This window comes from Polaromonas glacialis, assembly GCF_000709345.1.
Taxonomy (GTDB): Bacteria; Pseudomonadota; Gammaproteobacteria; order Burkholderiales; family Burkholderiaceae_C; genus Polaromonas; species Polaromonas glacialis.
Window position 1 is genome coordinate 1,642,048 of sequence record NZ_KL448323.1, and the last position, 24,774, is coordinate 1,666,821.

At 63.8% G+C, this 24,774-nt stretch carries 29 protein-coding genes; 17 read left to right on the forward strand and 12 right to left on the reverse strand.

All coding sequences use genetic code 11. From position 1 onward, the window contains the following. The first annotated feature begins 28 nt into the window (after nt 1-28). The 5 genes from mfd (at nt 29) to serB (ending at nt 5,497) form a co-directional block, all read left to right on the forward strand. Nucleotides 29-3,514, forward strand: coding sequence for a transcription-repair coupling factor (gene mfd, locus EC86_RS0108175; RefSeq protein WP_029525176.1), 3,486 nt, complete (start codon nt 29-31; stop codon nt 3,512-3,514). Nucleotides 3,515-3,567: 53 nt separating this feature from the next. Beyond that, complete coding sequence (locus EC86_RS0108180) at nt 3,568-3,867, forward strand: antitoxin (RefSeq protein ID WP_051675785.1); 300 nt, start codon at nt 3,568-3,570, stop codon at nt 3,865-3,867. Beyond that, on the forward strand, nt 3,864-4,313 hold the full coding sequence (locus tag EC86_RS0108185; RefSeq protein WP_198026763.1) for a type II toxin-antitoxin system VapC family toxin: 450 nt from the start codon (nt 3,864-3,866) through the stop codon (nt 4,311-4,313). Before EC86_RS0108180 ends, EC86_RS0108185 begins: the two co-directional genes overlap by 4 nt. Continuing rightward, nucleotides 4,310-4,612 (forward strand): hypothetical protein, encoded by a 303-nt coding sequence (locus tag EC86_RS0108190; protein WP_029525179.1) that lies wholly within the window; start codon nt 4,310-4,312, stop codon nt 4,610-4,612. Before EC86_RS0108185 ends, EC86_RS0108190 begins: the two co-directional genes overlap by 4 nt. A 174-nt stretch (nt 4,613-4,786) precedes the next feature. Next, on the forward strand, nt 4,787-5,497 hold the full coding sequence (gene serB, locus EC86_RS0108195) for a phosphoserine phosphatase SerB (RefSeq protein ID WP_029525180.1): 711 nt from the start codon (nt 4,787-4,789) through the stop codon (nt 5,495-5,497). A gap of 15 nt (nt 5,498-5,512) precedes the next feature. Here serB and EC86_RS0108200 read toward each other — a convergent pair whose 3' ends face one another. After that, entirely contained in the window at nt 5,513-6,856 is a 1,344-nt protein-coding gene (locus EC86_RS0108200) for a DUF3422 family protein (RefSeq protein WP_029525181.1), read from the reverse strand. Nucleotides 6,857-6,933: 77 nt separating this feature from the next. Next, nucleotides 6,934-7,224: an HNH endonuclease gene (locus tag EC86_RS0108205; RefSeq protein WP_051675786.1), complete on the reverse strand. Its 291-nt coding sequence runs from the start codon at nt 7,222-7,224 to the stop codon at nt 6,934-6,936. Between the two features lie 132 nt (nt 7,225-7,356). Here EC86_RS0108205 and bfr point away from each other — a divergent pair, with 132 nt between their 5' ends. The 4 genes from bfr (at nt 7,357) to EC86_RS0108225 (ending at nt 12,260) form a co-directional block, all read left to right on the forward strand. Further along, nucleotides 7,357-7,833: a bacterioferritin gene (gene bfr, locus EC86_RS0108210; RefSeq protein WP_029525183.1), complete on the forward strand. Its 477-nt coding sequence runs from the start codon at nt 7,357-7,359 to the stop codon at nt 7,831-7,833. 381 nt (nt 7,834-8,214) lie between these two features. Beyond that, nucleotides 8,215-10,350: a TonB-dependent receptor gene (locus EC86_RS0108215; protein ID WP_036772944.1), complete on the forward strand. Its 2,136-nt coding sequence runs from the start codon at nt 8,215-8,217 to the stop codon at nt 10,348-10,350. A gap of 39 nt (nt 10,351-10,389) precedes the next feature. Further along, nucleotides 10,390-11,073 (forward strand): Fe2+-dependent dioxygenase, encoded by a 684-nt coding sequence (locus EC86_RS0108220; protein WP_029525185.1) that lies wholly within the window; start codon nt 10,390-10,392, stop codon nt 11,071-11,073. Further along, nucleotides 11,070-12,260 carry an alpha-hydroxy acid oxidase gene (locus tag EC86_RS0108225; RefSeq protein WP_084181229.1) on the forward strand — a complete coding sequence of 397 codons (1,191 nt, stop codon included), beginning with the start codon at nt 11,070-11,072 and terminating at the stop codon, nt 12,258-12,260. Before EC86_RS0108220 ends, EC86_RS0108225 begins: the two co-directional genes overlap by 4 nt. A gap of 151 nt (nt 12,261-12,411) precedes the next feature. On the opposite strand, the gene EC86_RS0108230 is transcribed toward EC86_RS0108225, so the two are convergent. Continuing rightward, nucleotides 12,412-13,023 (reverse strand): IS630 family transposase, encoded by a 612-nt coding sequence (locus EC86_RS0108230; RefSeq protein ID WP_198026741.1) that lies wholly within the window; start codon nt 13,021-13,023, stop codon nt 12,412-12,414. Further along, on the reverse strand, nt 12,950-13,483 hold the full coding sequence (locus EC86_RS0108235) for a helix-turn-helix domain-containing protein (RefSeq protein ID WP_029524030.1): 534 nt from the start codon (nt 13,481-13,483) through the stop codon (nt 12,950-12,952). The genes EC86_RS0108230 and EC86_RS0108235 overlap by 74 nt, the downstream gene beginning before the upstream one ends. Nucleotides 13,484-13,509: 26 nt before the next feature. Here EC86_RS0108235 and EC86_RS28685 point away from each other — a divergent pair, with 26 nt between their 5' ends. From EC86_RS28685 to hemP, 6 genes are all read left to right on the forward strand, one after another. Further along, entirely contained in the window at nt 13,510-13,689 is a 180-nt protein-coding gene (locus tag EC86_RS28685) for a hypothetical protein (RefSeq protein ID WP_156955260.1), read from the forward strand. A gap of 87 nt (nt 13,690-13,776) precedes the next feature. Continuing rightward, the gene (locus tag EC86_RS0108240; RefSeq protein ID WP_029525187.1) at nt 13,777-14,010 is read left to right on the forward strand and encodes a (2Fe-2S)-binding protein; all 234 of its coding nucleotides are present in this window, start codon (nt 13,777-13,779) and stop codon (nt 14,008-14,010) included. A gap of 137 nt (nt 14,011-14,147) precedes the next feature. Beyond that, on the forward strand, nt 14,148-14,888 hold the full coding sequence (locus tag EC86_RS0108245) for an energy transducer TonB (protein ID WP_051675787.1): 741 nt from the start codon (nt 14,148-14,150) through the stop codon (nt 14,886-14,888). Nucleotides 14,889-14,918: 30 nt separating this feature from the next. Next, nucleotides 14,919-15,647 (forward strand): MotA/TolQ/ExbB proton channel family protein, encoded by a 729-nt coding sequence (locus EC86_RS0108250; RefSeq protein WP_029525189.1) that lies wholly within the window; start codon nt 14,919-14,921, stop codon nt 15,645-15,647. Between the two features lie 2 nt (nt 15,648-15,649). Next, nucleotides 15,650-16,060 (forward strand): ExbD/TolR family protein, encoded by a 411-nt coding sequence (locus tag EC86_RS0108255; RefSeq protein WP_029525190.1) that lies wholly within the window; start codon nt 15,650-15,652, stop codon nt 16,058-16,060. Nucleotides 16,061-16,067: 7 nt separating this feature from the next. Beyond that, complete coding sequence (hemP, locus tag EC86_RS0108260; RefSeq protein ID WP_029525191.1) at nt 16,068-16,283, forward strand: hemin uptake protein HemP; 216 nt, start codon at nt 16,068-16,070, stop codon at nt 16,281-16,283. Nucleotides 16,284-16,497: 214 nt separating this feature from the next. Here the strand turns inward: hemP and EC86_RS0108265 are convergent, their stop codons facing one another. Beyond that, nucleotides 16,498-16,905, reverse strand: a complete 408-nt coding sequence (locus EC86_RS0108265) for a GlcG/HbpS family heme-binding protein (protein ID WP_029525192.1) — start codon at nt 16,903-16,905, stop codon at nt 16,498-16,500. 205 nt (nt 16,906-17,110) lie between these two features. On the opposite strand from EC86_RS0108265, the gene EC86_RS0108270 reads away from it, so the two are divergent. After that, nucleotides 17,111-17,803 carry a Bax inhibitor-1/YccA family protein gene (locus EC86_RS0108270; protein ID WP_029525193.1) on the forward strand — a complete coding sequence of 231 codons (693 nt, stop codon included), beginning with the start codon at nt 17,111-17,113 and terminating at the stop codon, nt 17,801-17,803. A gap of 60 nt (nt 17,804-17,863) precedes the next feature. Here EC86_RS0108270 and rlmD read toward each other — a convergent pair whose 3' ends face one another. The 4 genes from rlmD to surE all read right to left on the reverse strand — a co-directional run bounded on the left by rlmD (nt 17,864) and on the right by surE (nt 22,025). Further along, nucleotides 17,864-19,327: a 23S rRNA (uracil(1939)-C(5))-methyltransferase RlmD gene (gene rlmD, locus EC86_RS0108275; RefSeq protein ID WP_029525194.1), complete on the reverse strand. Its 1,464-nt coding sequence runs from the start codon at nt 19,325-19,327 to the stop codon at nt 17,864-17,866. A 103-nt stretch (nt 19,328-19,430) separates the two neighbouring features. Next, the gene (locus EC86_RS0108280; RefSeq protein WP_084181526.1) at nt 19,431-20,312 is read right to left on the reverse strand and encodes a peptidoglycan DD-metalloendopeptidase family protein; all 882 of its coding nucleotides are present in this window, start codon (nt 20,310-20,312) and stop codon (nt 19,431-19,433) included. Between the two features lie 59 nt (nt 20,313-20,371). Continuing rightward, entirely contained in the window at nt 20,372-21,226 is an 855-nt protein-coding gene (locus EC86_RS0108285; RefSeq protein WP_029525196.1) for a protein-L-isoaspartate(D-aspartate) O-methyltransferase, read from the reverse strand. 13 nt (nt 21,227-21,239) lie between these two features. Next, the gene (gene surE / locus EC86_RS0108290) at nt 21,240-22,025 is read right to left on the reverse strand and encodes a 5'/3'-nucleotidase SurE (RefSeq protein WP_029525197.1); all 786 of its coding nucleotides are present in this window, start codon (nt 22,023-22,025) and stop codon (nt 21,240-21,242) included. A 154-nt stretch (nt 22,026-22,179) separates the two neighbouring features. Here surE and EC86_RS0108295 point away from each other — a divergent pair, with 154 nt between their 5' ends. Further along, complete coding sequence (locus EC86_RS0108295) at nt 22,180-23,154, forward strand: NADPH:quinone oxidoreductase family protein (RefSeq protein WP_029525198.1); 975 nt, start codon at nt 22,180-22,182, stop codon at nt 23,152-23,154. A gap of 15 nt (nt 23,155-23,169) precedes the next feature. Here the strand turns inward: EC86_RS0108295 and EC86_RS0108300 are convergent, their stop codons facing one another. The 3 genes from EC86_RS0108300 to arsC form a co-directional block, all read right to left on the reverse strand. After that, on the reverse strand, nt 23,170-23,391 hold the full coding sequence (locus EC86_RS0108300; protein ID WP_051675788.1) for a hypothetical protein: 222 nt from the start codon (nt 23,389-23,391) through the stop codon (nt 23,170-23,172). 190 nt (nt 23,392-23,581) lie between these two features. Then, complete coding sequence (gene arsH, locus EC86_RS0108305; protein WP_029525200.1) at nt 23,582-24,313, reverse strand: arsenical resistance protein ArsH; 732 nt, start codon at nt 24,311-24,313, stop codon at nt 23,582-23,584. Then, on the reverse strand, nt 24,300-24,731 hold the full coding sequence (gene arsC / locus EC86_RS0108310; protein WP_029525201.1) for an arsenate reductase (glutaredoxin): 432 nt from the start codon (nt 24,729-24,731) through the stop codon (nt 24,300-24,302). Before arsC ends, arsH begins: the two co-directional genes overlap by 14 nt. Between the last annotated feature and the right edge of the window lie 43 nt (nt 24,732-24,774).

The window sequence follows — 24,774 nt, forward strand, 5'->3', positions numbered from 1 at the left end:
CCCCATCATAAATTCTAAAATCAGGCCGATGCACCTTCCTTCACTCGTGACCGGCAAACGCTACACCCTGCCCCAGCCCACCCCTTCCGCCGACGCCCTGCTCCTGGCGAGCCTCGGCCAACGCGAAAAAGCCGCCGGCAAACTCACCGCCATCGTTACCTCGGACGCCGCCACCGCCCAGCGCCTGATGGACGAAATGGCGTTTTTTGCGCCCGATTTGCGCTGCGCCCTGTTTCCCGACTGGGAAACCCTGCCCTACGACGCGTTTTCGCCGCACCAGGATCTGATCAGCGAGCGGCTGGCGACGCTGTGGCGCATCCAGCAGCGCGACAAGGAAACCGGCGCCGACGTGGTCATCGTGCCGGCCACCACCGCGCTGTACCGGCTGGCGCCACCCAGTTTTCTGGCCGGCTACACCTTCGAGTTCAAGGTGAAGCAAAAGCTCGATGAAACCAAGCTCAAGGCGCAGCTCACGCTGGCCGGCTACAGCCATGTGACGCAGGTCGTCAGCCCCGGCGAATACGCCGTGCGCGGCGGGCTGATCGACTTGTTCCCGATGGGTTCGCTGGTGCCCTACCGGGTGGACCTGTTCGACGACGAGATCGACTCCATCCGCACTTTCGACCCCGACAGCCAGCGCTCTTTGTATCCGGTGCCAGAAGTGCGCCTGCTGCCGGGCCGCGAGTTTCCGATGGACAACGACGCGCGCGCCAAATTCCGCAACCGCTGGCGCGAGTTGCTGGAGGGCGATCCGACCAAGAGCCGCATCTACAAGGACATGGGCAACGGCGTCGCCACCGCCGGCATCGAGTACTACCTGCCACTGTTCTTCGAAGAAACCGCCACCGTGTTCGACTACCTCGGAAAGCAGGCAACGGTGGTGCTGCATGGCGACCTGGAGCCGGCCTTTCAGCGCTTCTGGCAGGACACGAAAGACCGCTACCGTCTGGTGAAGGACGCGCCCGACCGGCCGGCGCTGCCGCCCGAGTCGCTGTTTTTGAGCACCGAGCAGTTCTATTCGCGCGCCAACGATTACGCCCAGCTGGCGCTGCGCGGCACGGTTGAAGACGTGGCCGACAACGCCCAGTTCCAGAAGCTCGGCGAAATGGCCGTGGTGCGCGGCGCCGAAGACCCGCTGGCCGGCTTCAAGCGCCATGCCAAAGCTACCCCCCACCGCGTGCTGCTGCTGGCCGAAAGCGACGGCCGGCGCGAAAGCCTGCTCGACTTTTTGCGCGCCAGCAACGTCAGCCCGCCGGTTTTTGACTCGCTCGAAGACTTCCAGACCAGTCATGAAAAAATCGGCATCGCCACCGCCGCGCTGAACAGCGGCTTCAGCTGGCTAGAAGAAGGCATCGACTTCGTCACCGAAACCGAGCTGTTCGCCGCCGGCATCACCATCCGCCGGCGCAACAAGCGGCAAGAAGCGGTCAGCGATGTCGAGGCGCTGATCAAGGACTTGTCGGAGCTGAACGTCGGCGACCCAGTGGTTCACAGCGCCCACGGCATCGGCCGCTACCGGGGGCTGATCAACCTCGACCTGGGCGAAAAAACGCCTGACGGCTCGCCGGCATTGCAGGAGTTTTTGCACCTCGAATACGCCGACAAGGCCACGCTTTACGTGCCGGTCAGCCAGTTGCACCAGATCAGCCGCTACACCGGCGTCAGTGCCGACGAAGCGCCGCTGCACCGCCTGGGCAGCGGCCAGTGGGAAAAAGCCAGGCGCAAGGCCGCCGAGCAAATCCGCGATTCGGCGGCCGAGCTGCTCAACATCTATGCGCGCCGCGCGCTGCGCGAAGGCCATGCCTTTCGCTACTCGCCGGGTGACTACGAGGTGTTCGCCAACGATTTCGGCTTTGACGAAACACCCGACCAGAGCGCGGCGATCCATGCCGTCATCCAGGACATGATCAGTCCGCGCCCCATGGACCGGCTGGTTTGCGGCGACGTGGGCTTCGGCAAGACCGAGGTCGCCCTGCGTGCCGCCTTCATCGCGATCACCGGCGGCAAGCAGGTAGCCTTGCTGGCGCCGACCACGCTGCTGGCCGAGCAGCATTACCAGACACTGGTGGACCGCTTTGCCAAATGGCCGGTCAAGGTCGCCGAGATGAGCCGCTTTCGCTCGGCCAAGGAAATCACCGCCGCCATCAAGGGCCTGGCCGACGGCACGGTCGATATCGTCGTCGGCACCCACAAGCTGCTGAGCCAGAATGTGAAGTTCGCGCGGCTGGGCCTCTTGATCATTGACGAGGAGCACCGCTTTGGCGTGCGCCACAAGGAAGCCATGAAAGCCATGCGCGCCGAAGTCGATGTGCTGACGCTGACCGCCACGCCGATTCCGCGCACGCTGGGCATGGCGCTTGAAGGCTTGCGGGATCTGAGCGTGATTGCGACCGCGCCGCAGAGGCGGCTGGCCATCAAGACCTTTGTGCGCACCGAAGGCAACGGCGTGATCCGCGAGGCCGTGCTGCGCGAACTCAAGCGCGGGGGCCAGGTTTACTTTTTGCACAACGAAGTCGAAACCATCGAAAACCGCCGCCAGAAGCTCGAAGAGTTGCTGCCCGAAGCGCGCATCGCCGTGGCCCACGGGCAAATGCCCGAGCGCGAACTGGAGCGCGTGATGAAGGATTTCGTTGCCCAGCGCTACAACCTGCTGCTGTGCTCGACCATCATTGAAACCGGCATTGACGTGCCCACCGCCAACACGATCTTGATGAGCCGCGCCGACAAGTTCGGCCTGGCGCAGCTGCACCAGCTGCGCGGCCGCGTCGGCCGCAGCCACCACCAGGCTTACGCGTATCTGATGGTGCCCGACCTCGAAGGCCTGACCAAGCAGGCCAGCCAGCGGTTAGATGCGATCCAGCAGATGGAAGAACTCGGCTCCGGTTTTTACCTGGCCATGCACGACCTGGAAATTCGCGGCACCGGTGAAGTGCTGGGTGAAAACCAGAGCGGCAACATGCTGGAGATCGGCTTTCAGCTCTACAACGAAATGCTCAGCGAAGCCGTGGCGTCCCTAAAGGCCGGCCGCGAGCCGGATTTGCTGTCGCCGCTCAGCGTCACGACCGAGATCAACCTGCACGCCCCCGCGCTGCTGCCCAGCGACTACTGCGGCGACGTGCATCTGCGCCTGAGCTTCTACAAAAAGCTCGCCACGGCGAAGAAAACCGAGCAGATCGACGCGTTGCTGGAGGAAATCGTGGACCGCTTCGGCAAGCTGCCCGCGCAGGCGCAAACGCTGATCGACGTGCATCGCCTGCGGGTCATCGCCAAGCCCTACGGCGTCGTCAAGGTCGATGCCGCACCCGGCGCAATCACCATCACCTTCAGGAAGGACCCGCCGATTGACTCGATGGCCATCATCCACCTGATCCAGAAGAACAAGCACATCAAGCTCGCCGGCAACGACAAGCTGCGCATCGAGCGCCCACTGCCCGAGGCGAAAGACCGGACGCAGATGGTGCGCGATGTGCTGCGGAGCCTGGGGCAACCGGTGGCGTCAGAGGTGTTGGCATAGGCCATGGCATAGGCTAAACTACAAAACGCTCGAACCCGTTTTGGAGAAACACCATGCCTATTCTTTCAGAAAAAGTCGCTGACGACAGCGCCGAGGCCGCGCCCCGGCCCGTGCGCCTGTTTCGCAATGGCGCGAATCAGGCGGTGCGCATTCCCAAGGAATTTGAATTGCCTGGCAAGGACGCGTTGATCCGTCGTGAAGGCAACAGACTCATCATCGAGGCCATTGAACCCAAGCACCCCAAAGGCAGTGCCGCCGCCTTGTTGGCGGTTCTGGCCACCATGGAGCCGATTGACGAAGGGTTTCCTGACGTTGACGAGGGCTTGCTGCCGCTGGACGACATTGATTTATGACATTGCCGCTGCCATTGAACGCATCGCTTTTGATGCTGGACACCAACATCATTTCAGACTTGATGCGCAATCCCAAAGGGCCGTCAAACCAACGGCTGCAGCACCTGATGGCAACCCTTCCCGACCTCAAGGTTTGCACAAGCCTGGTGGTCGATTGCGAAGTCAGCTTCGGCTTGCTGCGAAAACCGTCCAAATTGCTGAAGCAAGCGTATGCAGACTTGCTGCAGGTCATTGAAATCATGCCCCTGGATCTGTTGGTCAGCAGCCATTACGCCCATATTCGTACCCACCTGGAACGTCTCGGCACGCCTATTGGTCCCAACGACACCCTGATTGCCGCCCACGCCCTGGCGCTGGATTGCACGCTGGTGACCGGCAACGAAGCGGAATTCCGCCGCGTGCCGGGCTTGCGGGTGGAGAACTGGCTGGTGGAGGAAAGCACATGAATTCAAACCTGACGCCCCTCACGCTGGACTTGTCCGATGAATTAATCGCCGAGTTAGCCTTTGCGGCCCAGGCGAAAGGATTGACGCTGGAGGAATGGGTAACGATTTTGGTGAAAGAAGCGATCAGTGAATTGCCCGACGATTCAACGACACAGACCAGCGAAAGCCAGGCGTTGGAAGAAGCAGCCAAGACGCTGACAGCCCTGGAATCTGAGGGCGATGCACCGTTCAACGCTGAAGTGTTTGAGAGCGAATTCACCAAGGCACAAGCCCAACGATCTGACACATTACAGGGATAAATCAAATCTCTAATCGCTGGTTAGAGAAGTTGGCGGCTCCAAAAATCGCTTTAGCTAGACAAATAATGTCCTGCGACACCCCCCCCCCACCCACCTTCAAAATTTATCAAAAATAAGCCTTTTGCGCACGCCAGCCGTGCGCAAGCAGCTATCAAAAAAATAGTAACCAGAATCATGAACCCCATCGAACACTCCCCCGGCCTGGTCGTCAACATCGCCACGCCCGATCTCAAACTCGGCGACTTCAAACTGATTGCCTTCGACATGGATTCGACGCTGATCAACATCGAATGCGTCGATGAAATCGCCGATGCCGTGGGCCGCAAAGCCGAAGTCGCAGCCATCACCGAAGCCGCCATGCGCGGCGAAATCACCGACTTCAAGGACAGCCTGCGCCGGCGTGTGGCACTGCTCAAGGGCGTGAGCGTGGCCAGCATGGACGAGGTCTATCGCGAGCGACTCAAGCTCAACCCCGGCGCGGCTGAACTGGTGCGGGCCTGCAAGGACGCGGGCCTGAAGGTGTTGCTGGTCAGCGGCGGATTCACCTTCTTCGCCGACCGCGTGCGGGACCTGCTGGACATCGACTACCTGCGCGCCAACGTGCTGGAGATTGAAAACGGCCTGCTGACCGGCCGGCTGGTTGATCAGCCCTGGGGCGACATCTGCGACGGCGAGGAGAAGCGCCGCATGCTGCTGGCCACCTGCGGCGAACTGGGCATCAACCCGTTGCAGGCAATTGCCATGGGCGACGGTGCCAACGATTTGCCGATGATGGGCGCGGCCGGCCTGTCGGTGGCCTACCACGCCAAGCCCAAGGTGCGTGAGCAGGCCATGGTGGCGATCAACGCGGGCGGGCTGGACCGCTTGCTTGAACTGATGGAGTAGTGGCCGCCCTGCCCGTCAATCCCTGCCATGCAGCGTGGCATGAATCCGCCGGATGTTGCGCCAGACCAGCCACAGCACCAGCGGAATCGCCGCGCCCACCACGATCTCGGGGTTGATAGGCGCGCCGGCAGCCTTGCCGGCCTTGCCAGCGTAGAGCAGCAGACTGATCACGTAATACGAGATGGCGGCAATCGACAGGCCTTCGACCGTGGACTGCAGGCGCAGCTGCAACTCCTGGCCGCGCGTGAGCTTTTCCAGCAGAGTCTGGTTCTGGGTTTCGGTGGCAATGTCCACCCGGGTGCGCAGCAAGGCGCTGGTGCGCGTCACCCGCTCCGACAGCGAGGTCAGTCGCTGCGCCGTGGCAGCGACCGTGGCAATGGCGGGCGACAGCCGGCGCTGCATGAATTCGCTCAGGGTCTGGGTGCCGGGAATCGGTTTTTCGCGCAACTCTGTCAGGCGCTGGCCGACCAGTGTGCTGTAGGCGCGGGTGGCCGAGAACCGGTAGATGTGCTCGGCCGTGGCGCGCTCGACCCGCGCCGCCAGCGACACCAGCGTGTCGAGCAGTTCCTGGTCGGACGCCGACTTGCCTTCAAGTCGCGCCGTGATGTCGGCCAGCGCGCCTTCGGCCTCCGACAGCATGGGCGCCAGTTGTTTGACCACCGGCAGGCCGCGCAGGGCCATCAGGCGGTAGATTTCGACTTCCAGCAGGCGCTGCGAAATGCGGCCGGCGCGGCTTTCGCTGGTGCCCGGCGCGGCAATCACCAGCATGCGCTCGAAGCCGTCGGCGCCGATCTGGAAATCCGTCACCGCCCAGGAATGTCCGTGGCCCAGTTGCGAGGCAATCACCGGTCGGCCACCGAACCAGGCCTGTGCCTGTCCCATCAGCGCAACTTCCTCTTGCAGCGCCCCCTCCACCATCACCAGCTGGATGGCAGACACCGTTCGTCCCGGAATGCCACGCAGCCATTCGGGCGCGACCGCCAGACTGGACAGCAGTTCAGGCTCCTGCGCGCCCAGCAGCGCACGCTCCGGCAGCGCCTGGACGATGGAATAGCGGGTAAATTCGGTATGCCGCTCCCATTTCACGGTGTGGTTGCCGCACGGCAGGCGCAAAAAGTTGCCGTGCAGGCGCTCCAGCGGCAGCAGCGCCTGACCCGTCAGGCGCCGCAGGTGCTCGCATTCCTGTTCGCGGCTGACACCGGCATTGAGCACCGCCACCTGCACAATCAGCGCCGGCAGCCGCACCCGGGCCGGCGGTCGGGCATGGACCTCGTTGTGCAGCAGGGTGCGCTGCGGGTCGTCGGGCGGCAGGTAGCCGGCAGGAATCAGCGAAGCAGCGGTCGGTGGGTTCAAAGCCATGGAAAAATATTTCTTTTTTAATAGCAGTAATCGCCCGCCCAGCGGGCGGAAAACCGATTTTTTACAATAAATCCGGCTCAGTCGGACTTGTGCGTTGCCGCAGGCGCCTGGTGCCGCTGCACCTGCCCCGGCGAGATGCCTGAAGCAGGAACAAGGCCGCTTGCATGGCGCTGGCCGTTGCAGACTTCATGGCTGATGGCCAGGTTCTCGGCATGGCTGTTGCCGCCGTCGCACAGCGCCTGGATGTGCTCCAGCGTTGCGGCCTCGGGCGTGACATGCTGGCCGCAGACCCAGCACGGCACGACGCCATGCAGCTGGCGCGCCACGGTTCTGTACATCTTGATGCGAAGGTGTCTCAAACTGCTCATGCGGGGATTTTCCTGCAAAACACGCGCTTTCCAGACCCGACATGCTGGCACCGCTCACGCGATTGGCCTTTGGGTTGCCTGACGCGGCCGGCATGCCGACAATAGCCCCTTTCCCAACATCAAAGGATTGCCATGAAAGGCGACGCACAAGTCATCTCTTACCTGCAGGCCCAGCTCAAGAACGAACTGACCGCCATCAACCAGTATTTCCTGCACTACCGCATGTACAAGCACTGGGGCATGGATAAGCTGGCGAAGAAGGAATACGAGGAATCCATCGGCGAGATGAAGCATGCTGACCGGCTGATGGACCGGCTGTTCATGCTGGACGCCCTGCCCAACCTGCAGGACCTGGGCAAGCTGATGATTGGCGAGGACGTGCTCGAAGTGCTCAATTGCGACCTGAAACTGGAATCGGCCGCGCAGGTCACGGTCAAGGACGGCATGGCGCACTGCGAAAGCGTTCGCGACTACGTGTCGCGCGATCTGCTGCAGGACATCCTGAACGACACCGAAGAGCACATCGACTTCCTGGAAACCCAGATCGAGCTGGCCGGCAAGGTCGGCATCCAGAACTACCTGCAAAGCCAGATGGGCGAGCTGAGCTAAAGCGGCGGCATGAAACAACAAAGGGGCCTTTTGGCCCCTTTGTTGTTTTCAGGCATCAAACCGTGGAAATGGTGTGTTTTGCAGACACAAATAATTACGAATCATTCTCATTCACTATAAAATCGAGGCTCAATTTCACGAGCCAGCCAACTCCCGTCCCCCGAAGGACGGCTCCGAGCACAGCCAAGCCATTTTCTGTAACCCGGGTCCGTCATTCAAAAACGGGCCCTGCTTGGAGCCCTTCCCTTGGCACACCCTTCCGCGCGCCCTGCGCGCGACAAAAACTCCCGTCGCAGCACTGAGTCTGCTTCCTCCGTGAACCTGGCGGTCACAGCAAAACCCGCCTCATCGGACAAGGCGCTGATTCCCCTGGGCGCGCTGATGCTGGCCGCCTCGGTCAGCGGCTGGGCGCAGACCGTGCCAGCGGCCGCTGAAAAAACCCTGGGCACGGTGATCGTCAAGGAAAAAGCCGAAGGCACCAATTCCAAGGCCACGCTGCGGGCCACCGAAACCGGCATCGGCAAGGGCACGCAAGCCCTGCGCGACATTCCGCAATCGGTCACGGTGATGACCGAACGCCTGATCGACGACCGCAACCTGGACGATTTCCGCGAAGTGCTGCGCACCACGGCGGGCGTGACCTTCCAGGCCGGCGAAACCGGCGAGGAAGATGTGCGCCTGCGCGGCTTCTCGCTGGGCATGGCCGGCGACATCTACACCGACGGCATGCGCGATGGCGCCCTGTATGAACGCGACACCTTCAACAACGACCGGGTCGAGGTGCTCAAGGGTTCTGCATCGATGCTGTTCGGCAAGGGTTCGACCGGCGGCATCGTCAACCAGGTCAACAAGCAGCCTTTCCTGATGACCCAGCACGAGGTCAACTACACCCTGGGCACCGGCAAGGAACACCGGCTGACGGGCGACTTCAACGTCAAGACGGGCGAAGAGTCCGCCTTGCGCATCAATGCCATGGTGCATGAATCCGACAACTACGGCGCCACATCGAGCAAGCGCGGCATTGCCCCGACCTACCGCTGGGGCATCGGCACGCGCAACGAATTCTCGGTGGGCCTCTACCATCTGGACGTCAAGGGCACGCCCAACTACAACCATCCCTGGTTCATCCAGGACGGCATCATCAAGCCCACGCTGCCCGCCAGGAACTACTATGGTTTCGACAGCGACTACCTGAACACCTCGGCGACCTACGGCACCCTGAGCCACACCCACCGCTTTGACCAGGACAGCCAGGTCACCACGCGCCTGCGCCATGGCCGCTATGAGCGCGACCTGTGGGCCAGCGTGATCCGTTTCGGCCAGACCAACGGCGCGACCACCACCATCAACAACCTGAGCCCGAGCACCCTCATCAGCCGCTCGCCCAAGGGGCGCATCGGCATCAGCGACACCACGCAATTGCAGAGCGACTACACCGGCAGCTTCAGCGCGCTGGGCAAAAAACACGACCTGATCGCCGGGGTGGACTACTACCAGGAAGACGCCAAGCGGGCCAACAACTTTGCCGGCGCCGCCAGCCCACTGACGACGACCGTGGGAACGCCCAACAACGGCGATTCGCGCGCCGACACCCGGGGCGCTGCGCCGTTCAGCACCTTCGATGCCCGCAACCTGGGCCTGTATGTGCAGGACACGGTGGCCATCACGCCGACCGTCAAGCTGATTGGCGGCTTGCGCCATGACAATTTCAAGGCGTCCTACCAGACCAATGCAGGTGCGAACTTCGAGCGCTCCGACGGCCTCTGGAGCCCACGCCTGGGCGCCCTGTTCCAGCCTGACGACAACAGTTCCTACTACGCTTCCTTCGGCACCTCCTTCAACACCTCGGGCGACACCTACCAGTTCAGCCCCGGCAGCCCGAGCGCCAAGGATGCCAACACCGGCCCGGAAAAAAGCCGCAACATCGAGTTCGGCAGCAAGTTCGAGCTGTTTGAAAAACGCGCATCCCTGGGCGTTGCCCTGTTCCACTCCGAGAAATACAACGAGCGCAACACCGACCCGGACACCGCCAGCCAGCAGAACCAGCTGTCGGGCAGGCGCCACGCCACGGGCTTGGAATTGAACCTCGCCGGCCGCATCACACCGCTGTGGGAAATTTTCTATAACCACACCTGGATTCCAAGCGCGAAGATCGACGAGAGCAACGTGGCGCGCAATGCGGCAGGCACCGGCGCGCAGGTCAAGGGCGACCGTTCGGCCCTCACGCCCAAGCACAGCGCCACCCTCTGGACCACTTACCGCGTCATGCCACAACTGCGTGTCGGCGGCGGCTTTACCTACCGTGGCAAGCAAAACCCCGAAGGCGCGCGCCATGTCCAGGCCGACAGCTTCACTACCGTGGACGCCATGGCCGAGTACAGCGTCAATGACACCACGTCCCTGAAGCTGAACATCACCAACCTGACCGACAAGCTCTATGCCGACTCGCTGTACCGTGGCTTCTACACCCCCGGCGCTGCCCGGTCGGTTCAGCTGACGCTGAAAACCCTGTTCTGAGCCTGGCCACCCTACCCGCACCCGCACTGCGTCAACACCATGCTTTTGCATCTGAAAAACATCCTGACACCCGACGAACTCCACAGCGCGCGCCGTCTGCTTGGCAGCGACGCGCCGTGGATCGACGGGCGCAGCAGCGCGGGCGATCAAGCCCTGGCCCAGAAACAGAACGAGCAACTCGCCCAGGACAGCGAGAATGCAGGGCAGCTGCAGGCCCTGGTGCTGGCTGCCTTGCAGCGCGAGCCGCTGTTCTTTTCGGCCGCACTGCCAAAAAAAATCTTCAACCCGCTGTTCAACCGCTACAGCGGCAACTCCAATTTCTACGGCACGCACATCGACGGCGCCGTTGTGCATTCCAGGGCCACGTCGCAATGGGTCCGCAGCGACATTTCCTGCACGCTGTTCCTGGCCGAACCAAGCGACTATGACGGCGGCGAACTGCTGATCCAGGAAGCGCAGCGCGAGCGCGGCATCAAGCTGGCGGCGGGCGACATGGTGCTCTACCCCGGCAGCACGCTGCACCAGGTCGCGCCCGTGACCCGTGGGGCGCGGCTGGCGAGCTTTTTCTGGATCGAAAGCATGGTGCGCAGCACCGAGCAGCGCCAGTTGCTGTTCGACATGGACATGGCGCTGCTGCAACTGCGCCGCAGGGGCGACGTGCCAGCCGTGGTGCAACTCACCGGCACCTACCACAACCTGCTGCGCATGTGGGCCGATACATGAGCGCAGCGCCAGGCCGCCCCAAGCAAACTCGCACCGCAGCCCTTCAGGGCGAAGGTTCTCCAGTGAACACCGCGCCGCTGTCCGTCGAGCAGATTCCCGCCGGCGTCGTCACGCTGGCCGACCACGAGGCGCACGCCCGCACGCGGCTGGACGACAACGCTTGGGCCTACTTCAGCGGCGGCGCGGGGGATGAGTTCACCCTGCGCGCCAACTGCAGCGCGTGGAACGAGCGCCTGCTCAATCCGCGCGTGCTGCAGCCGCTGGCCGGCGGCCACACGCGCGTCAAACTGCTGGGCCGCACGCTGGCGCACCCGGTGCTGCTCGCGCCCGTGGCCTACCAGCGCATGGCGCATGCGGGCGGCGAAGTGGCCAGCGCCTACGCGGCGGCCGCGCTGGGCGCCGGCATGGTGCTGAGCACGCAGGCCAGTTTCCCGCTGGAAACGGTCGCCGACGCCATCGCGGCCGATCCGATCCGTGGCCCGCTGTGGTTCCAGCTTTATATCCAGCCCGACCGGGGCTTTACCCGCGAACTGGTGCAGCGCGCCGAACGGGCCGGCTATGAAGCGCTGGTGCTGACGGTCGATGCGCCGACCAGCGGCGCGCGCGACCGCGAAAGGCGCACTAACTTTCATTTGCCCGCGCACATCTCGGCGGTCAACCTGGCGGGCATGGCCGCGCCGGCGCAGCGCACGCTGCAGCCGGGCCAGAGCGCGCTGTTCGACGACTTGCTGGCCACCGCTCCGACCTGGGAAGACGTGGCCTGGCTGCAGTCGATCACGCGCCTGCCCGTCGTGCTCAAGGGCGTGCTGCATCCGGACGATGCGCGGCAGGCTGCCGCGCTGGGCGTGGGTGGCGTGATTGTTTCCAACCATGGCGGGCGCACGCTGGACACGCTGCCGGCCACGGCCAGCGTGCTGCCGCGCATCGTGCAGGCCGTGGCCGGCGAACTGCCGGTGCTGGTCGATGGCGGCATCCGCCGCGGCACCGACATTTTGAAAGCCATGGCGCTGGGCGCCAGCGCCGTGCTGGTCGGACGCCCTTACCTCTACGGCCTGGCCAACGCCGGCGCGCTGGGCGTGGCGCATGTGCTGCGCCTGCTGCGCGACGAACTGGAAATCGCCATGGCGCTGTGCGGCTGCCGCACGCTGGCGCAGGCCGGCCCGCACCTGCTGTTCAGGCCGGACTGATCAGTCTGGCGCTGTGTTTTGCCTTTTGCACCTGCTAACGCTTGCGGTTTGATCGCTGCTTTTTTGTTTTTTTGTTCTTTGGCGTTGGGCGGCTTCTTCTGTGGTTTGAGGGATGAGCGCCTTCCCGGCGGGGGGTAATACCAATCCCGTGTCATGAAATAACCGAAGCCGAGGGCAGCACTGCCCAGCTGCGGGAGCACAAAGAGCGGATGGCGCCAGGGATTTGCGTGAAGGCATTCCAGGCGTCGCAGCAGGCGTCAACAATCTGCTCGTAGCCGTCGTAGCAGCGGTTGGCCAAGTGCCGGTCGCGTAGTTGCGCCCACACCTGCTCGGCCGGGTTGAGCTCGGGCGACCCCGCTGGCAGCGGCAACAATGAAACGTTCGGGAACTGCGGCAGTTTGGGCGTGGTGTGCCATCCCGCGCGGTCCAGCACCAGCACGGCATGGCGTCCCGCAGGCACCGCTTCGCTCAGGACCTGCAGATGATGGCTCATCGCCTCGGTATTGGCGTGCGGCATGACCAGACCGATGGCACTGTCCTGCCGTGGACAGACGGCGCCAAAGATGTACGCCGATTCGGACTGCTGCTGGCGCACCACCCGGGGCCGCGTTCCCTTGCGCGCCCACAGGCGCGTTTGCGTGCCGCGCTGGCCGATGCGCATTTCATCCTGGAACCAGATGTCCACCTGTTCAGGCGCAACGCCTGGCGGCAGCGTTGCGGCGACTTCCTGGACGAAGTTTTTTTTTGAATTCGGCTTGTGCAACCAGATCGGCGTAGGGACTGACGGCGCGGGCCGAAATCCATACCAGCCCCAGGCGCTTCATCAGGTCATACACACCGTTCAGGCTGTAGGCCACGCCAAACTGCCCGGCCAGCAACTGGCGGATGTCTTCGCCCCGCACCCGACCGCCGCCGCGTTCGCCCTGCAGTTGCTCGACCGCCTGGCGAAACGCTTCCTCCTGTGCTTTGGCAAGGCGCTGCGTGCTCCAGTCATGCGGCATGCCGGCCAGACGGGCCACGCCGCCAGCGAGGAACCATTGCACCCAGCGCATGACCGCGTGGCGGGTCACGCGCAATGCAGCCGCCACTTCGGTATAGCTCTTGCCGTCCTTTAGGTGCGCCAGCGCGATCAGGCGCAGTCGCCGGCGCCCATCCTTTTCCTTGTGGGCCAGTCGGTCGAAATCATAGGGCTGCAGCTGATCAATGATGTGCTGAGATAACATTTTCGTAACCTCCTGCGAGAGCCAATATGTCTCAGACTCCGATCGCTGGCTTTGGTTCTTTGTCTGTCGGGATTGGTATAACTTTCTTTTCTGGCAAAAAAGCAGCGATCAAATCGGCAGCGTTGGTAGTTTCGTTATTTCACTCTGATGCGCCAACCGGCCCGGCAGACAATGCCCTCAGCCGGTTACAAAAAAATGACTGCTAAAAATCGACTCCACTGCAAATAAGATTCATTCGCATTTATACTTCAATCACGCCCCATTCACCAGCCAGCCCAATTTATTTATCCATCATGATCATCTGTGTCTGCCGCCGAATCTCCGACCGCGAAATTGCCCGCCATGCCCGTGCCGGCATGGGTTTTGACGAGATCCAGTTCGAGCTTGGCGTGGCCACCCAGTGCGGCCGCTGCGAAGGCAGCGCCCGCGACGTGGTGGCCCAGTGCAGCGCCACCTGCCCGAGCGCCAACATTGCGCTGGCCGCAGACCTTGCGCAAGGCCCGTCATGGAACATTCAGGCAGCTTGATCGCCACCCTTCCCGTCAGCCTGATTCTGGTGATCGGCTCTGCGTGGTGGATCTTTCGCCGCTGAAACCGGTCAAAGACCTGTTGCATCCGGGTGTTCCGTTGTTGCGCTGCTCCTTTTTTGAATACCCTTCCTTTCATGAACGCCACCTTTCCAGGTCTTCCCTACGATCCGCCCAGGCCGCCAGCGCGCCTGAGCCGCAACGCCGCGATTGCCCTGGCCGTGGTCGCGTTGCATGTCGGCCTGATCTGGGCGCTGCAAAGCGGCCTGGTACTGCGCACGGCCGAATTGATCGTGCCGGTCGAGGTGCTGGCCGAATTGATCGAACTGCCCCAGCCCGAACCCACGCCACCCGCGCCACCGGCCCCGCCCGCGCCGCCAGTGCGGCCCGTGACGCCGGCGCCCACCGTGCAGAAAAAAACCATTCCCAAGCCGGTCGTCCGGCCGCAGCCGCAGCCGCTCGCCATTGCCGACCCGACACCCTCGCCCAACGCACCGGCGGGCAGCCTCAACCCGGCGCCTGCGGTCACGCCGGCACCGGTGGCCGAGGCGCCCGCAGGACCGGCTGCACCGAGTGGGCCGCCAGGGGCGCCTTCGCTCCAGTTGCCTTCGAGCAACGCCGACTACCTGCAAAACTCCAAGCCGGCCTATCCCGCGCTCAGCAAACGCCTGGGCGAGCAGGGCAAGGTCGTGGTGCGGGTGCTGATCGGCGCCGATGGCATGCCGCAAAAGGCCGAGCTTCGCCAGTCCAGCGGCTTTGAGCGCCTGGACCAGGCGGCGCTGACCACCGTCCTCAAATGGCGCTACGTCCCCGGCAAGCGTGGTGGCGTGGCCGAGGACATGTGGTTCAACGTCCCGATCAATTTTGTGCTTGAATAATTTTCACCTTTCCCCTGGAGTCGTTCGCAAATGGAAAACCAATTCGGCCTTGCCCATGTCTGGTCACAAGGCGATATCGTCATCAAAAGCGTCGCGGTGCTGCTGCTGGTGATGTCGCTGGCCTCGTGGATGGTCATCATCATCAAGGCGCTGGACCTGCGCCGGCTGTCAAGCCAGGCCAAGGCGACCGAAAGCTTCTGGCACAGCGCCGACTTTGCCGATGGACTGGCCAAGTTCGGCACCGACCCCGCCAATCCGTTCCGCCTGCTGGCCGTCGAGGGCCGCGAGGCCACGGCCCACGTGCTGCACAAGGATGGCAATGCCAAGCCGCAACTGCATGACGCACTGGACCTGAGCGAATGGGTGACGCGCAGCCTGCGCAATTCGATCGACGACATCAGCGCCAAGATGCAGTCCGGCCTGGCCGTGCTGGCCTCGGTGGGCTCGACCGCGCCGTTTGTCGGCCTGTTCGGCACGGTCTGGGGCATCTACCATGCGCTGCTGGCGATTGGGATGAATGGCCAGGCCAGCATCGACCAGGTGGCTGGCCCGGTCGGCGAATCGCTGATCATGACGGCCATGGGCCTGGCGGTCGCGATTCCGGCGGTGCTCGGCTACAACGCGCTGGTGCGCGGCAACAAGTCGGTCAGCGGCAAGCTCAACCGCTTTGCGCATGACCTGCATGCCTATTTCGTGACCGGGGCGCGCGTCACCGGGCCGGCGTCGGCGAACGTCGTCGCGATGTGCAAAGGGAGCTGAACATGGCTTTCGGAACCCAGGACGACACCGACGAGGTGATGAACGAGATCAACATGACGCCGCTGGTCGATGTGATGCTGGTGCTGCTGATCATCTTCATCATCACCGTGCCGGTGATGAAGCACTCGGTCAACATCGACCTGCCGCGCGCCACCAACGAGCAGCAACTCATCAAACCGGAAACCGTGCGGCTCAGCGTCGATGCCGAGGGCAGCTATTTCCTGAACGAGGCAAAGATCGCCGATGAAGACCTGGCACCCCGCTTGAGGGCGGCTGCGGCGCAAAACCCGCAGCCCGACCTGCATATTCGCGGCGACAAGGCCGTGCGCTACGAACGCGTGGCGCAGGCCATGGCTGCGGCGCAGCAGGCCGGCCTGCGCAAGATCGGCTTCATCACCGAACCGAAGAACTGAGAAAGCCATGTCCAGAACACCCTTTCCTGTCGCCAGCGCGGGCCAGCAGCCACCTTCACCTGCCGATGCCAATACGCGCCCCGCCAGCCCGGCGATGGACGCACCCGGCTGCGTGGACAGCGCCGACCTGCTGCGCGGCCAAAAGACGGTGGACATCAGCCACAACGGCTCGACCTACCGCCTGCAGGCCACGCGGCTGGGCAAGCTGATCCTGACCAAGTAGGCCAGCCCTTCATTTCACAGTTTCATCGTGGGACGATCCGGGCTACCCGCCCCAAGGTCGTTTTTGCCAGCCACGGACCTTGAACAGGTCGAATAGCTAGGCTTTTTTTACCGCGAAAACACTGCACCGCCATCACAGACGAAAAAAAAGCCGACGAACCATTGCGTCGGCTTTTTTGCGTCAGGCCGTGGCTTGACCTAAAGTGTTTCGAGTCTTACAAGCCGATGGCGGCAATGCCGGCGCGGGCAATCTGCGCGTCCTCGGTGGACTTCACGCCGCTGACGCCGACCGCGCCCAGGCACTGGCCGTCCTTGACGATGGGCACGCCGCCTTCGAGCAGGCCGGCCACATAAGGCGCGGACAGGAAAGCGGGACGGTCGCCATTGACCATGTCTTCATAGACCTTGCTCTCGCGCCGGCCCATGGCGGCGGTGTTGGCCTTGGCCGGTGCGATGTGCGCCGACAGCGGCGCGGCGCCATCGAGGCGCTGCAGGTGCAGCAGATGGCCGCCGTCATCGACGATGGCGATGGTCACGGCCCAGTTGTTTTTCAGCGCTTCGGCCTCGGCGGCGGCGGCGATGGCCTTGATGTCGGCATGTTCAAGCAGGGGTTTGGATTTCATGGCGCTGGGTGCTTTCCGTGTTTTTGTAAAAGGTGTCGAGCATACGCACATTCGGGGAACCCCGGCGGCGCCATTGGCTCGAACCAGGTCAAAAGAGCCCTTACAAATAGTAGGAGCTGAACCAGGCAGGTTTTTTGAAAAATTTGGCATGGCCCATAAAATGAACCCATCGCCCGCACACGCGGGTTTTAAAGGAGTTGAAATCATGACTGACAACGTACGGACCTTTGGCTACGGCGGAGTCGCGCAGTCCGCCGAGCAGCGCAACAAGGTGATGCGCAACACCTACTGGCTGCTGGCGCTGAGCCTGCTGCCCACGGTGGCCGGCGCCTGGCTGGGCGTGGCCACGGGCATCACGCAGGCACTGACCGGCGGGCTGGGCCTGGTGGTGTTCCTGGGCGGCGCCTTCGGCTTCATGTACGCCATTGAAAAGACCAAGGATTCAGCCGCCGGGGTGCCGGTGCTGCTGGGCTTTACCTTCTTCATGGGCCTGATGCTTTCGCGCATGATCGGCATGATCCTGGGTTTCAGCAACGGATCGCAGCTGATCATGACGGCCATGGGCGGCACGGCTGGCGTGTTCTTCGTGATGGCCACTGTGGCCAGCATGATCAAGCGCGACATCTCCGGCATGGGCAAATGGCTGTTTGTCGGCGCCCTGGTGGTGATGGTGGGCTCCATCGTCAACATCTTCGTCGGCTCGACCGCCGGCATGATGGCGATTTCGGTCGCGGTGATCGGCATTTTCAGCGCCTACATGCTGTATGACCTGAAGCAGATCCTGGACGGCGGCGAAACCAACTACATCAGCGCCACCTTGCGGCTCTACCTGGACATCTTCAACGTGTTCCAGGCGCTGCTGGCCCTGCTGGGCATCATGGGCGGCGAACGCGACTGAGCTTTTCGCCTCGCATACAAAAAAGGGCCTTCACGGCCCTTTTTTCATGCCTGTGGCGACTTAAGGCTGAACGCGCTCGAACACCGCCATCGACTCGACATGCGCCGTGTGCGGGAACATGTTGACCACGCCCGCCGCCGTGCAGCGGTAGCCTGCCTCCACCAGCACGCCCGCATCGCGCGCCAGCGTGCCCGGGTTGCAGCTGACGTACACGATGCGCCGGGGCGGCGTCCAGCCATCCAGCATCAGGCTTTGCTGGTGCATGCCGTCGTCGCACGGCACGCCGGTGACTAACTGCTGGTGCAGCGCGGCCAGCGACTTGAACAGTTCGAACGCGCCTTCGCGCGGCGGATCGACCAGCCACTTTTCCGCCGCGCCGTCCCGGACCAGCATCGCCGGGGTCATCTCGAACAGGTTTCTTGCTACAAACTTGGTAGCTGCCAGCGCAGGCCGGACGGGCGAGGCAGGCCTGTTTCGCTCAAAATTTTCACGTGAACGGGCGACCAGCACCTCGCTGCCCTCGATACCCAGCACCTCGCGCGCCTTGGTCGCCAGAGGCAGCGTGAAATTGCCCAGGCCGCAAAACCAGTCAATCACCCGCTCGCCCGGCCGCACGTCAAGCAGTCGCAGCGCGCGCGACACCAGCACCTGGTTGATATGCGGGTTGACCTGGGTGAAATCGGTCGGTTTGAAGGGCATGGTGATGCCGAACTCGGGCAGGCCGTAGTTCAGTTCCAGGGCCGGCTCGTCGAGCAGTTTCACCGTGTCCAGACCACCGGACTGCACCCACCACTGCACGCCGGGATGCGCGTCGGCAAACGCGCGCAGCCGCGCCAGGTCGGCGTTGCTGAGCGGCTCCATGTGGCGCAGCACCATCGCCGTCACGTCGTCGCCGCAGGCCAGTTCGATCTGCGGAATGGTTTCGCGCGCGTCCATGCTGCTGATCAGCCCGCGCAGCGGCAGCAGCAGGTCGCTGACGTGCTGCGGCAGCACATGGCATTCGCGCATGTCGGCCACGTAGGCGCTTTTGCGTTCATGAAAACCGACCAGCGCCGTGCCTTTCTTGCGCACGTAGCGCACCGACAGGCGGGCGCGGTAACGGTAATGCCAGGCCGGGCCTTCAATCGGCCGGAGCAGATTGTCGGCCTTGACCTTGCCGATGAAGCGCAGGTTGTCTTCGAGCACCCGCTGCTTGACGGCGACCTGCGCGCCGATGTGCAGATGCTGCATCTTGCATCCCCCGCAGGCGCCGGTGTGCATGCCAAAGTGCGGACAGGCGGGGCGCACGCGCTGGGCCGATTCGTGATGCACCATTAGCAGCGTGGCTTTTTCAAAGCTGCTTTTCTTGCGGTAGACATTGGCCGTCACCTGCTCGAAAGGCAGCGCGCCTTCGATGAACACGACCTTGCCGTCGGCGCGGTGGGCGATGCCCTGGGCCTCGATGTCGAGCGATTCGACGGTCAGCAGGTCAATCGGATAGTCGGGCGGCGCAGTCAGCGTTGGTTTGTGGATTTCTTCGGTCATGCCCGATTGTCTCAGGCTACAGCGTCTGGCCTTCGTGACCAGCCGCTCCGAAAAAAAGGAGTCCGGCCAGAGCAGGACTCCTTGCTGATTCAGCGTTGGCGGTTTAGCGCGCCGGCAGGTATTTGGCCGGATCGACCGGCTTGCCCTGGCGGCGGATTTCAAAATGCAGCTTGACCTTGTCGGCGTCGCTGTTGCCCATTTCGGCAATCTTCTGGCCTCTTTTGACGGTCTGGTCTTCCTTCACCAGCAGCAGCTTGTTGTGCGCGTAGGCCGTCAGGAAGGTGTTGTTGTGCTTGAGGATGATCAGGTTGCCGTAGCCGCGCAGGCCGGCGCCCGAATACACCACGCGGCCGTCGGCCGACGCCACCACCGGATCGCCGGACTTGCCTGAGATGTCCAGCCCCTTGTTCTTGGCTTCGTCAAACCCGGCCACCAGCGTTCCCTCCGCTGGCCAGATCCAGCCGACATCTTCGTCGCTGCCAGAAGAGGCGGGCATCGACGAGCCGTTGGCAGATTTTGCGGCATTGGCTATCTGTGCCTGTGCAGCGGCCATGGCGCCGGACGTCACGGGTCGCGTGACCACCTGGGTGCTGTCGCTGGCAGGCGGAACGACCCGCAGCACCTGCCCGACTTCGATCAGGTTCGGGTTTTCAAGGCTGTTCCAGCGGGCGATGTCGCGCCAGTTCTGGCCGTTTTCCAGGCCGATGCGGATCATGGTGTCGCCCGGCTTGACCATGTAGTAGCCCGGTTTTCCGGCGTTCTCGGCGCCGGGCAGGGGTTTGGCGGCGTCTAGCGGACGCGTCATGCCGGCTCCTCGGTCCTCGACCGGTGCGCTGTTCAGCGTGCGGGATCCGCAGCCGGCCACCAGCAGCAGGGCTGCGGCGACCGCGCAGGGAAGCGCCAGGCGCGAAGTCCAGCCGGTGCGCTTGTGGGGTCCAGAGGCAGGAAAAGATTCCGTGCGGTACGACCAGGTGCTGTTGCTCATTGATTCCTTCATCTTTAACCATTGCCTGATTGACACCGGGCCTGACGTGTCGGCCCAGCTCATCCGACTCCTGATTTTAAAGGGACAAAGTGCACCGCCTCCAGTAAAGTCTGGCGAATTCCCTGCGGCGTCCTGTCGATCACCACCAGCGCCTGGGCGCCGCTGGCATCCTGCAGCGGCGCGACCAGCCGCCCGCCCACGGCCAGCTGCTCGGTCCAGGCCGGCGGAATCGCCTCGCCGCCGGCGGCGGCAATGATGCCCGCATACGGCGCGCCCTTGGCAAAGCCGTTCATGCCGTCGCCGAACAGCAGGTGCACATTGGCCAGGCGCAGGGTGCGCAGGTTCTCCCTGGCCTTGTCGTGCAGGCCGCGCAGGCGCTCCATGCTGTAGACCTCGGTGGCCAGGCGGCTGAGCACGGCCGCCTGGTAGCCGCAGCCGGTGCCGATTTCGAGCACCCGGCCCAGCCGGCCGCTGGCGTCATGCAGGCCCTGCTGCAGCAATTCGAGCATGCGCGCCACGACGTTGGGCTTGGAAATGGTCTGGCCCAATCCGATCGGCAGGCTGGTGTCTTCGTAGGCCATGTTGGCCAGCGCGGTATCGACAAAATGGTGCCGATGCACCGCGCCCATGGCGGCCAGCACCTGCGCGTCCAGCACGCCCTGCTCGGCCAGGCGGCGCACCATGCGGGCGCGCACCGCCGAGTCGAGCCCCAATCCGCCAGAGGCACCCGGCTGAAAGGCTCTTTTCAGGTCACTCTGGCCTGCAGCGCTGGTGGCACGGGCAGCGGCTGCTACGGTTTTTGCAGCGAATGGGTTGCCCTTGTCGGGATTGAGCTGCACCGGAAATGCAGGCCGGGCGCCGGCAGAAGACAGTTTGCCGGCGAAATCTTGGGGCGGCTTCAGCGGTGTCTTCATGCAAATACCCTTTTCAGTGCTTGTGGCTCAGCTTGGCCGCCGTCTGTGCCCAGTAAGGCAGTCGTTCATGGTCCGTCAGGTCCACCTGCAGTGGCGTGATGGACACATAGCCGTGCGTGGTGGCATGGAAGTCGGTGCCTTCGCCGGCTTCCTTGGCCTGGCCGGCGCCGCCGATCCAGTACATGGTCTCGCCGCGCGGGCTGGTCTGCATGATGACACGCTCGGCCGCATGGCGGCGCCCCAGCCGGCACACCTTGAAACCCTCGACCAGCCCGGCGGGCAGGTTGGGAATGTTCACATTGAGCAGCCAGGGCGGCACGGTCGGCTGCGCGCCTTCGGCCAGCGTTTCGAGCGACGGGATCAGCTGCTGGACCAGGTTGCGCGCCTGCTGCGCCGCCACGTCGATATGCGCCCAGCCCTTTTCGGTCTGCGAGAAGGCAATGGCCGGGATGCCGAACAGATAGCCTTCCATGGCCGCGCCGACGGTGCCGGAATAAATCGTGTCGTCGCCCATGTTGGCGCCGTTGTTGATGCCCGACACCACCAGGTCCGGCCGGTAGCCCAGCAGGCCGGTCAGCGCGATATGTACGCAGTCGGCGGGCGTGCCGTTGATGTAGCGAAAGCCGTTGGCCGCCGTCTGCACATACAGCGGCGTGTGCAGGCTCAGGGCGTTGGATTTGGCGCTGTTGTTGTGTTCGGGGGCGACCACCTCGACATCGGCAATGGTTTTAAGGGCTTCGTAAAGCGCCACGATGCCGCTGGCCTGGTAACCGTCGTCATTGCAGATCAGGATTTTCATGCCTTGATTCTACGGTCCCGGTCGGGACAGGCCGCGCGGGTTTTCAGGGATGCCCCAAAGGCCGGCTTGCCTATGATGAGCGCTTTGAATCGCCCGCAGCCGGCACCCTGCCGTCTGGTACAACCGGCTTTCATTCACTTTAGGAGACCTGCCCATGCATGCCTGGCTTTGTGAAAACCCCACCGGCGTTGACGCGCTGACCTGGACCGAACTGCCCACACCCGAACCCGGTGCCGGCGAGGTGCTGATCGAGATCAAGGCGGCCAGCCTGAATTTCCCCGACCTCCTGATCGTGCAGAACAAGTACCAGATGAAGCCGCCCCTGCCCTTCGTGCCCGGCTCCGAATATGCCGGCGTGGTGCGCGCCGTGGGCGACGGCGTGGCGCACCTGTTGGTCGGCCAGCATGTCGCCTGCCTGTCGGGCACCGGCGGCTTTGCTACGCACACGATCGCGCCGGCCGCGCTGTGCATGCCGCTGCCGAAAGGTTTTCCGTTTGTCGATGCCGCCGCCTTCATCATGATCTATGCCACCTCGCACCATGCGCTGGCCGACCGGGCGCAGCTCAAAGCCGGCGAGACCGTGCTGGTGCTGGGCGCGGCCGGCGGCGTCGGCACGTCGGCCATCCAGATCGCCAAGGCGCTGGGCGCGCGCGTGATTGCCGCCGCATCAAGCGATGAAAAATGCGAACTGTGCAAATCCATCGGCGCTGATGAAACCATCAACTACAGCACCCAGGACCTGCGCGAAGCCGTCAAGGCGCTGACCGGCGGCAAAGGCCCGGACGTGATTTACGACCCGGTGGGCGGCGACCTGGCCGAGCCGGCGTTCCGCTCGATTGCCTGGCGCGGCCGCTACCTGGTGGTGGGTTTTGCGGCTGGCAGCATTCCGGCACTGCCGCTGAACCTGACGCTGCTCAAGGGCGCGTCGATCGTCGGCGTGTTCTGGGGCGGCTTTGCCAAGAACGAGCCGAAAGCCAACGCCGCCGCGATGGCCGAACTGGCCCGGTGGTATGCGCAGGGCAAGATCAAGCCGGTGATCGATGGCACGATGCCCATGGCCGACCTCAAGGCCGCCTATGCGCGCATGGGTTCGCGCGCGGTGAAAGGCAAGCTGGTGATGGTGAACTGAAGCCCGGCGCCGGCCTCAGCGGGCCGGCCTGGCATCGCGGGGCGAGGCGCTCGGGATTCCTTCGAGCCACGGCCGGGTGCCCGCCTTGAAGCGCAGGCCGCCGGGGCTGCTGGCCATGGCATGGGCGGTGCAGCGAAGAATGCGCAGCCGCTGCCGGTCCAGGTCGTGAAAAGGGGCGCAGGCGGTGCGGCCTGCGGCGGGTCCGGGCTCGCCGGCGGGGTTCTGATCGATGGCCATTGCGTGCTCCTTCAAGCGGTCATGCCGCCATTGTGGATGCGGCGCGTGACGCGGCTGTGTCGGTTCGGTGGCAGTTGCGTGACAGCGGCGGCTGCCCGGAGCCAGATGCCGGCTGCTATTGAATCAAGAGCTGCAAGCGCCCGCCAGACAAGCGCAAACAGCCTGTTTGATGCCTATTTTGGCGCAGCGGCTAGAGCGAACGCTGGTTCACCCGTTTTGACAGCGCCTCGGCGCTTTCGCGGCGTTCGCTGTAGCGGTCCGTCAGGTACGGCGACACGTCGCGGGTCAGCAGCGTGAACTTGACAAGCTCCTCCATCACATCGACCACCCGGTCGTAATAGGCCGAGGGTTTCATGCGGCCGGCTTCGTCGAACTCCAGGAAAGCCTTGGCGACCGACGACTGGTTGGGAATCGTCAGCATGCGCATCCAGCGGCCGAGCACGCGCAGCTGGTTGACGGCATTGAAGGACTGCGAGCCGCCCGACACCTGCATCAAGGCCAGCGTCTTGCCCTGCGTCGGCCGCACCGCGCCGTCGGCCAGCGGAATCCAGTCGATCTGCGACTTCATGATGCCGGTCATGGCGCCGTGGCGTTCGGGCGAGGTCCAGACCATGCCCTCGGACCATTGCGCCAGTTGCCGCAACTCCAGCACCTTGGGGTGCGTGTCGGGCGCGTCGTCCGGCAGCGGCAGGCCGCGCGGGTCGAAGGTGCGGGTTTCGCAGCCCATGGACTGCAGCAGCCGGGCGCCCTCCTCGCTGACCAGCCGGCTGTACGAGCGCTCGCGCACCGAGCCGTAGAGCAGCAGGATGCGCGGCGCATGCGCGCTGGCAACGGGCGTTTGCAACTGCGTGAGCGTGGGCAAGGCAAAAAGCGCCCGGTCGATGTTGGGCAGGTCCACGGCAAGGGGTTCAACGGCCGGCAACACGCGCTCCCTGTGCGTTGACGACCGGCTCGCCGTCTTCCTTGGCAAACGCCGCGCGCTGCGGCAGCGGCAATATGTCGAGCACCGCTTCCGATGGCCGGCACAGCCGCGTTCCCAGCGGCGTGACGACGATGGGCCGGTTGATCAGGATAGGGTGCGCCAGCATCGCCTCGACCAGCGCGCCGTCGGCCAGCGCGGGGTTGTCCAGCGCCAGTTCTTCATACAGCGCTTCCTTGCGCCGCATGACGTCGCGGACCGGAACGGCCATCTGCGCGATCAATTCGAGCAGCTTTTCCCGCGTTGGCGGCGTTAACAGGTACTCGATGACCTCGGGCTCGGCGCCGGTGTTGCGGATCAGCGCCAGCACATTGCGCGACGTGCCGCATTTCGGGTTGTGGTAAATCGTGATGTCAGCCATTCGTTCGATGCTCCTGTTGAAATGAAAAGACGCTTGCGGTGTC

Coding starts and splice junctions, on each gene's coding strand:
- mfd (WP_029525176.1), top strand. CDS start 29: ATGCACCTTCCTTCACTCGTGACCGGCAAACGCTACACCCTGCCCCAG.
- EC86_RS0108180 (WP_051675785.1), top strand. CDS start 3,568: ATGCCTATTCTTTCAGAAAAAGTCGCTGACGACAGCGCCGAGGCCGCG.
- EC86_RS0108185 (WP_198026763.1), top strand. CDS start 3,864: ATGACATTGCCGCTGCCATTGAACGCATCGCTTTTGATGCTGGACACC.
- EC86_RS0108190 (WP_029525179.1), top strand. CDS start 4,310: ATGAATTCAAACCTGACGCCCCTCACGCTGGACTTGTCCGATGAATTA.
- serB (WP_029525180.1), top strand. CDS start 4,787: ATGAACCCCATCGAACACTCCCCCGGCCTGGTCGTCAACATCGCCACG.
- EC86_RS0108200 (WP_029525181.1), bottom strand. CDS start 6,856: ATGGCTTTGAACCCACCGACCGCTGCTTCGCTGATTCCTGCCGGCTAC.
- EC86_RS0108205 (WP_051675786.1), bottom strand. CDS start 7,224: ATGAGCAGTTTGAGACACCTTCGCATCAAGATGTACAGAACCGTGGCG.
- bfr (WP_029525183.1), top strand. CDS start 7,357: ATGAAAGGCGACGCACAAGTCATCTCTTACCTGCAGGCCCAGCTCAAG.
- EC86_RS0108215 (WP_036772944.1), top strand. CDS start 8,215: ATGCTGGCCGCCTCGGTCAGCGGCTGGGCGCAGACCGTGCCAGCGGCC.
- EC86_RS0108220 (WP_029525185.1), top strand. CDS start 10,390: ATGCTTTTGCATCTGAAAAACATCCTGACACCCGACGAACTCCACAGC.
- EC86_RS0108225 (WP_084181229.1), top strand. CDS start 11,070: ATGAGCGCAGCGCCAGGCCGCCCCAAGCAAACTCGCACCGCAGCCCTT.
- EC86_RS0108235 (WP_029524030.1), bottom strand. CDS start 13,483: ATGTTATCTCAGCACATCATTGATCAGCTGCAGCCCTATGATTTCGAC.
- EC86_RS28685 (WP_156955260.1), top strand. CDS start 13,510: ATGTCTCAGACTCCGATCGCTGGCTTTGGTTCTTTGTCTGTCGGGATT.
- EC86_RS0108240 (WP_029525187.1), top strand. CDS start 13,777: ATGATCATCTGTGTCTGCCGCCGAATCTCCGACCGCGAAATTGCCCGC.
- EC86_RS0108245 (WP_051675787.1), top strand. CDS start 14,148: ATGAACGCCACCTTTCCAGGTCTTCCCTACGATCCGCCCAGGCCGCCA.
- EC86_RS0108250 (WP_029525189.1), top strand. CDS start 14,919: ATGGAAAACCAATTCGGCCTTGCCCATGTCTGGTCACAAGGCGATATC.
- EC86_RS0108255 (WP_029525190.1), top strand. CDS start 15,650: ATGGCTTTCGGAACCCAGGACGACACCGACGAGGTGATGAACGAGATC.
- hemP (WP_029525191.1), top strand. CDS start 16,068: ATGTCCAGAACACCCTTTCCTGTCGCCAGCGCGGGCCAGCAGCCACCT.
- EC86_RS0108265 (WP_029525192.1), bottom strand. CDS start 16,905: ATGAAATCCAAACCCCTGCTTGAACATGCCGACATCAAGGCCATCGCC.
- EC86_RS0108270 (WP_029525193.1), top strand. CDS start 17,111: ATGACTGACAACGTACGGACCTTTGGCTACGGCGGAGTCGCGCAGTCC.
- rlmD (WP_029525194.1), bottom strand. CDS start 19,327: ATGACCGAAGAAATCCACAAACCAACGCTGACTGCGCCGCCCGACTAT.
- EC86_RS0108280 (WP_084181526.1), bottom strand. CDS start 20,312: ATGAGCAACAGCACCTGGTCGTACCGCACGGAATCTTTTCCTGCCTCT.
- EC86_RS0108285 (WP_029525196.1), bottom strand. CDS start 21,226: ATGAAGACACCGCTGAAGCCGCCCCAAGATTTCGCCGGCAAACTGTCT.
- surE (WP_029525197.1), bottom strand. CDS start 22,025: ATGAAAATCCTGATCTGCAATGACGACGGTTACCAGGCCAGCGGCATC.
- EC86_RS0108295 (WP_029525198.1), top strand. CDS start 22,180: ATGCATGCCTGGCTTTGTGAAAACCCCACCGGCGTTGACGCGCTGACC.
- EC86_RS0108300 (WP_051675788.1), bottom strand. CDS start 23,391: ATGGCCATCGATCAGAACCCCGCCGGCGAGCCCGGACCCGCCGCAGGC.
- arsC (WP_029525201.1), bottom strand. CDS start 24,731: ATGGCTGACATCACGATTTACCACAACCCGAAATGCGGCACGTCGCGC.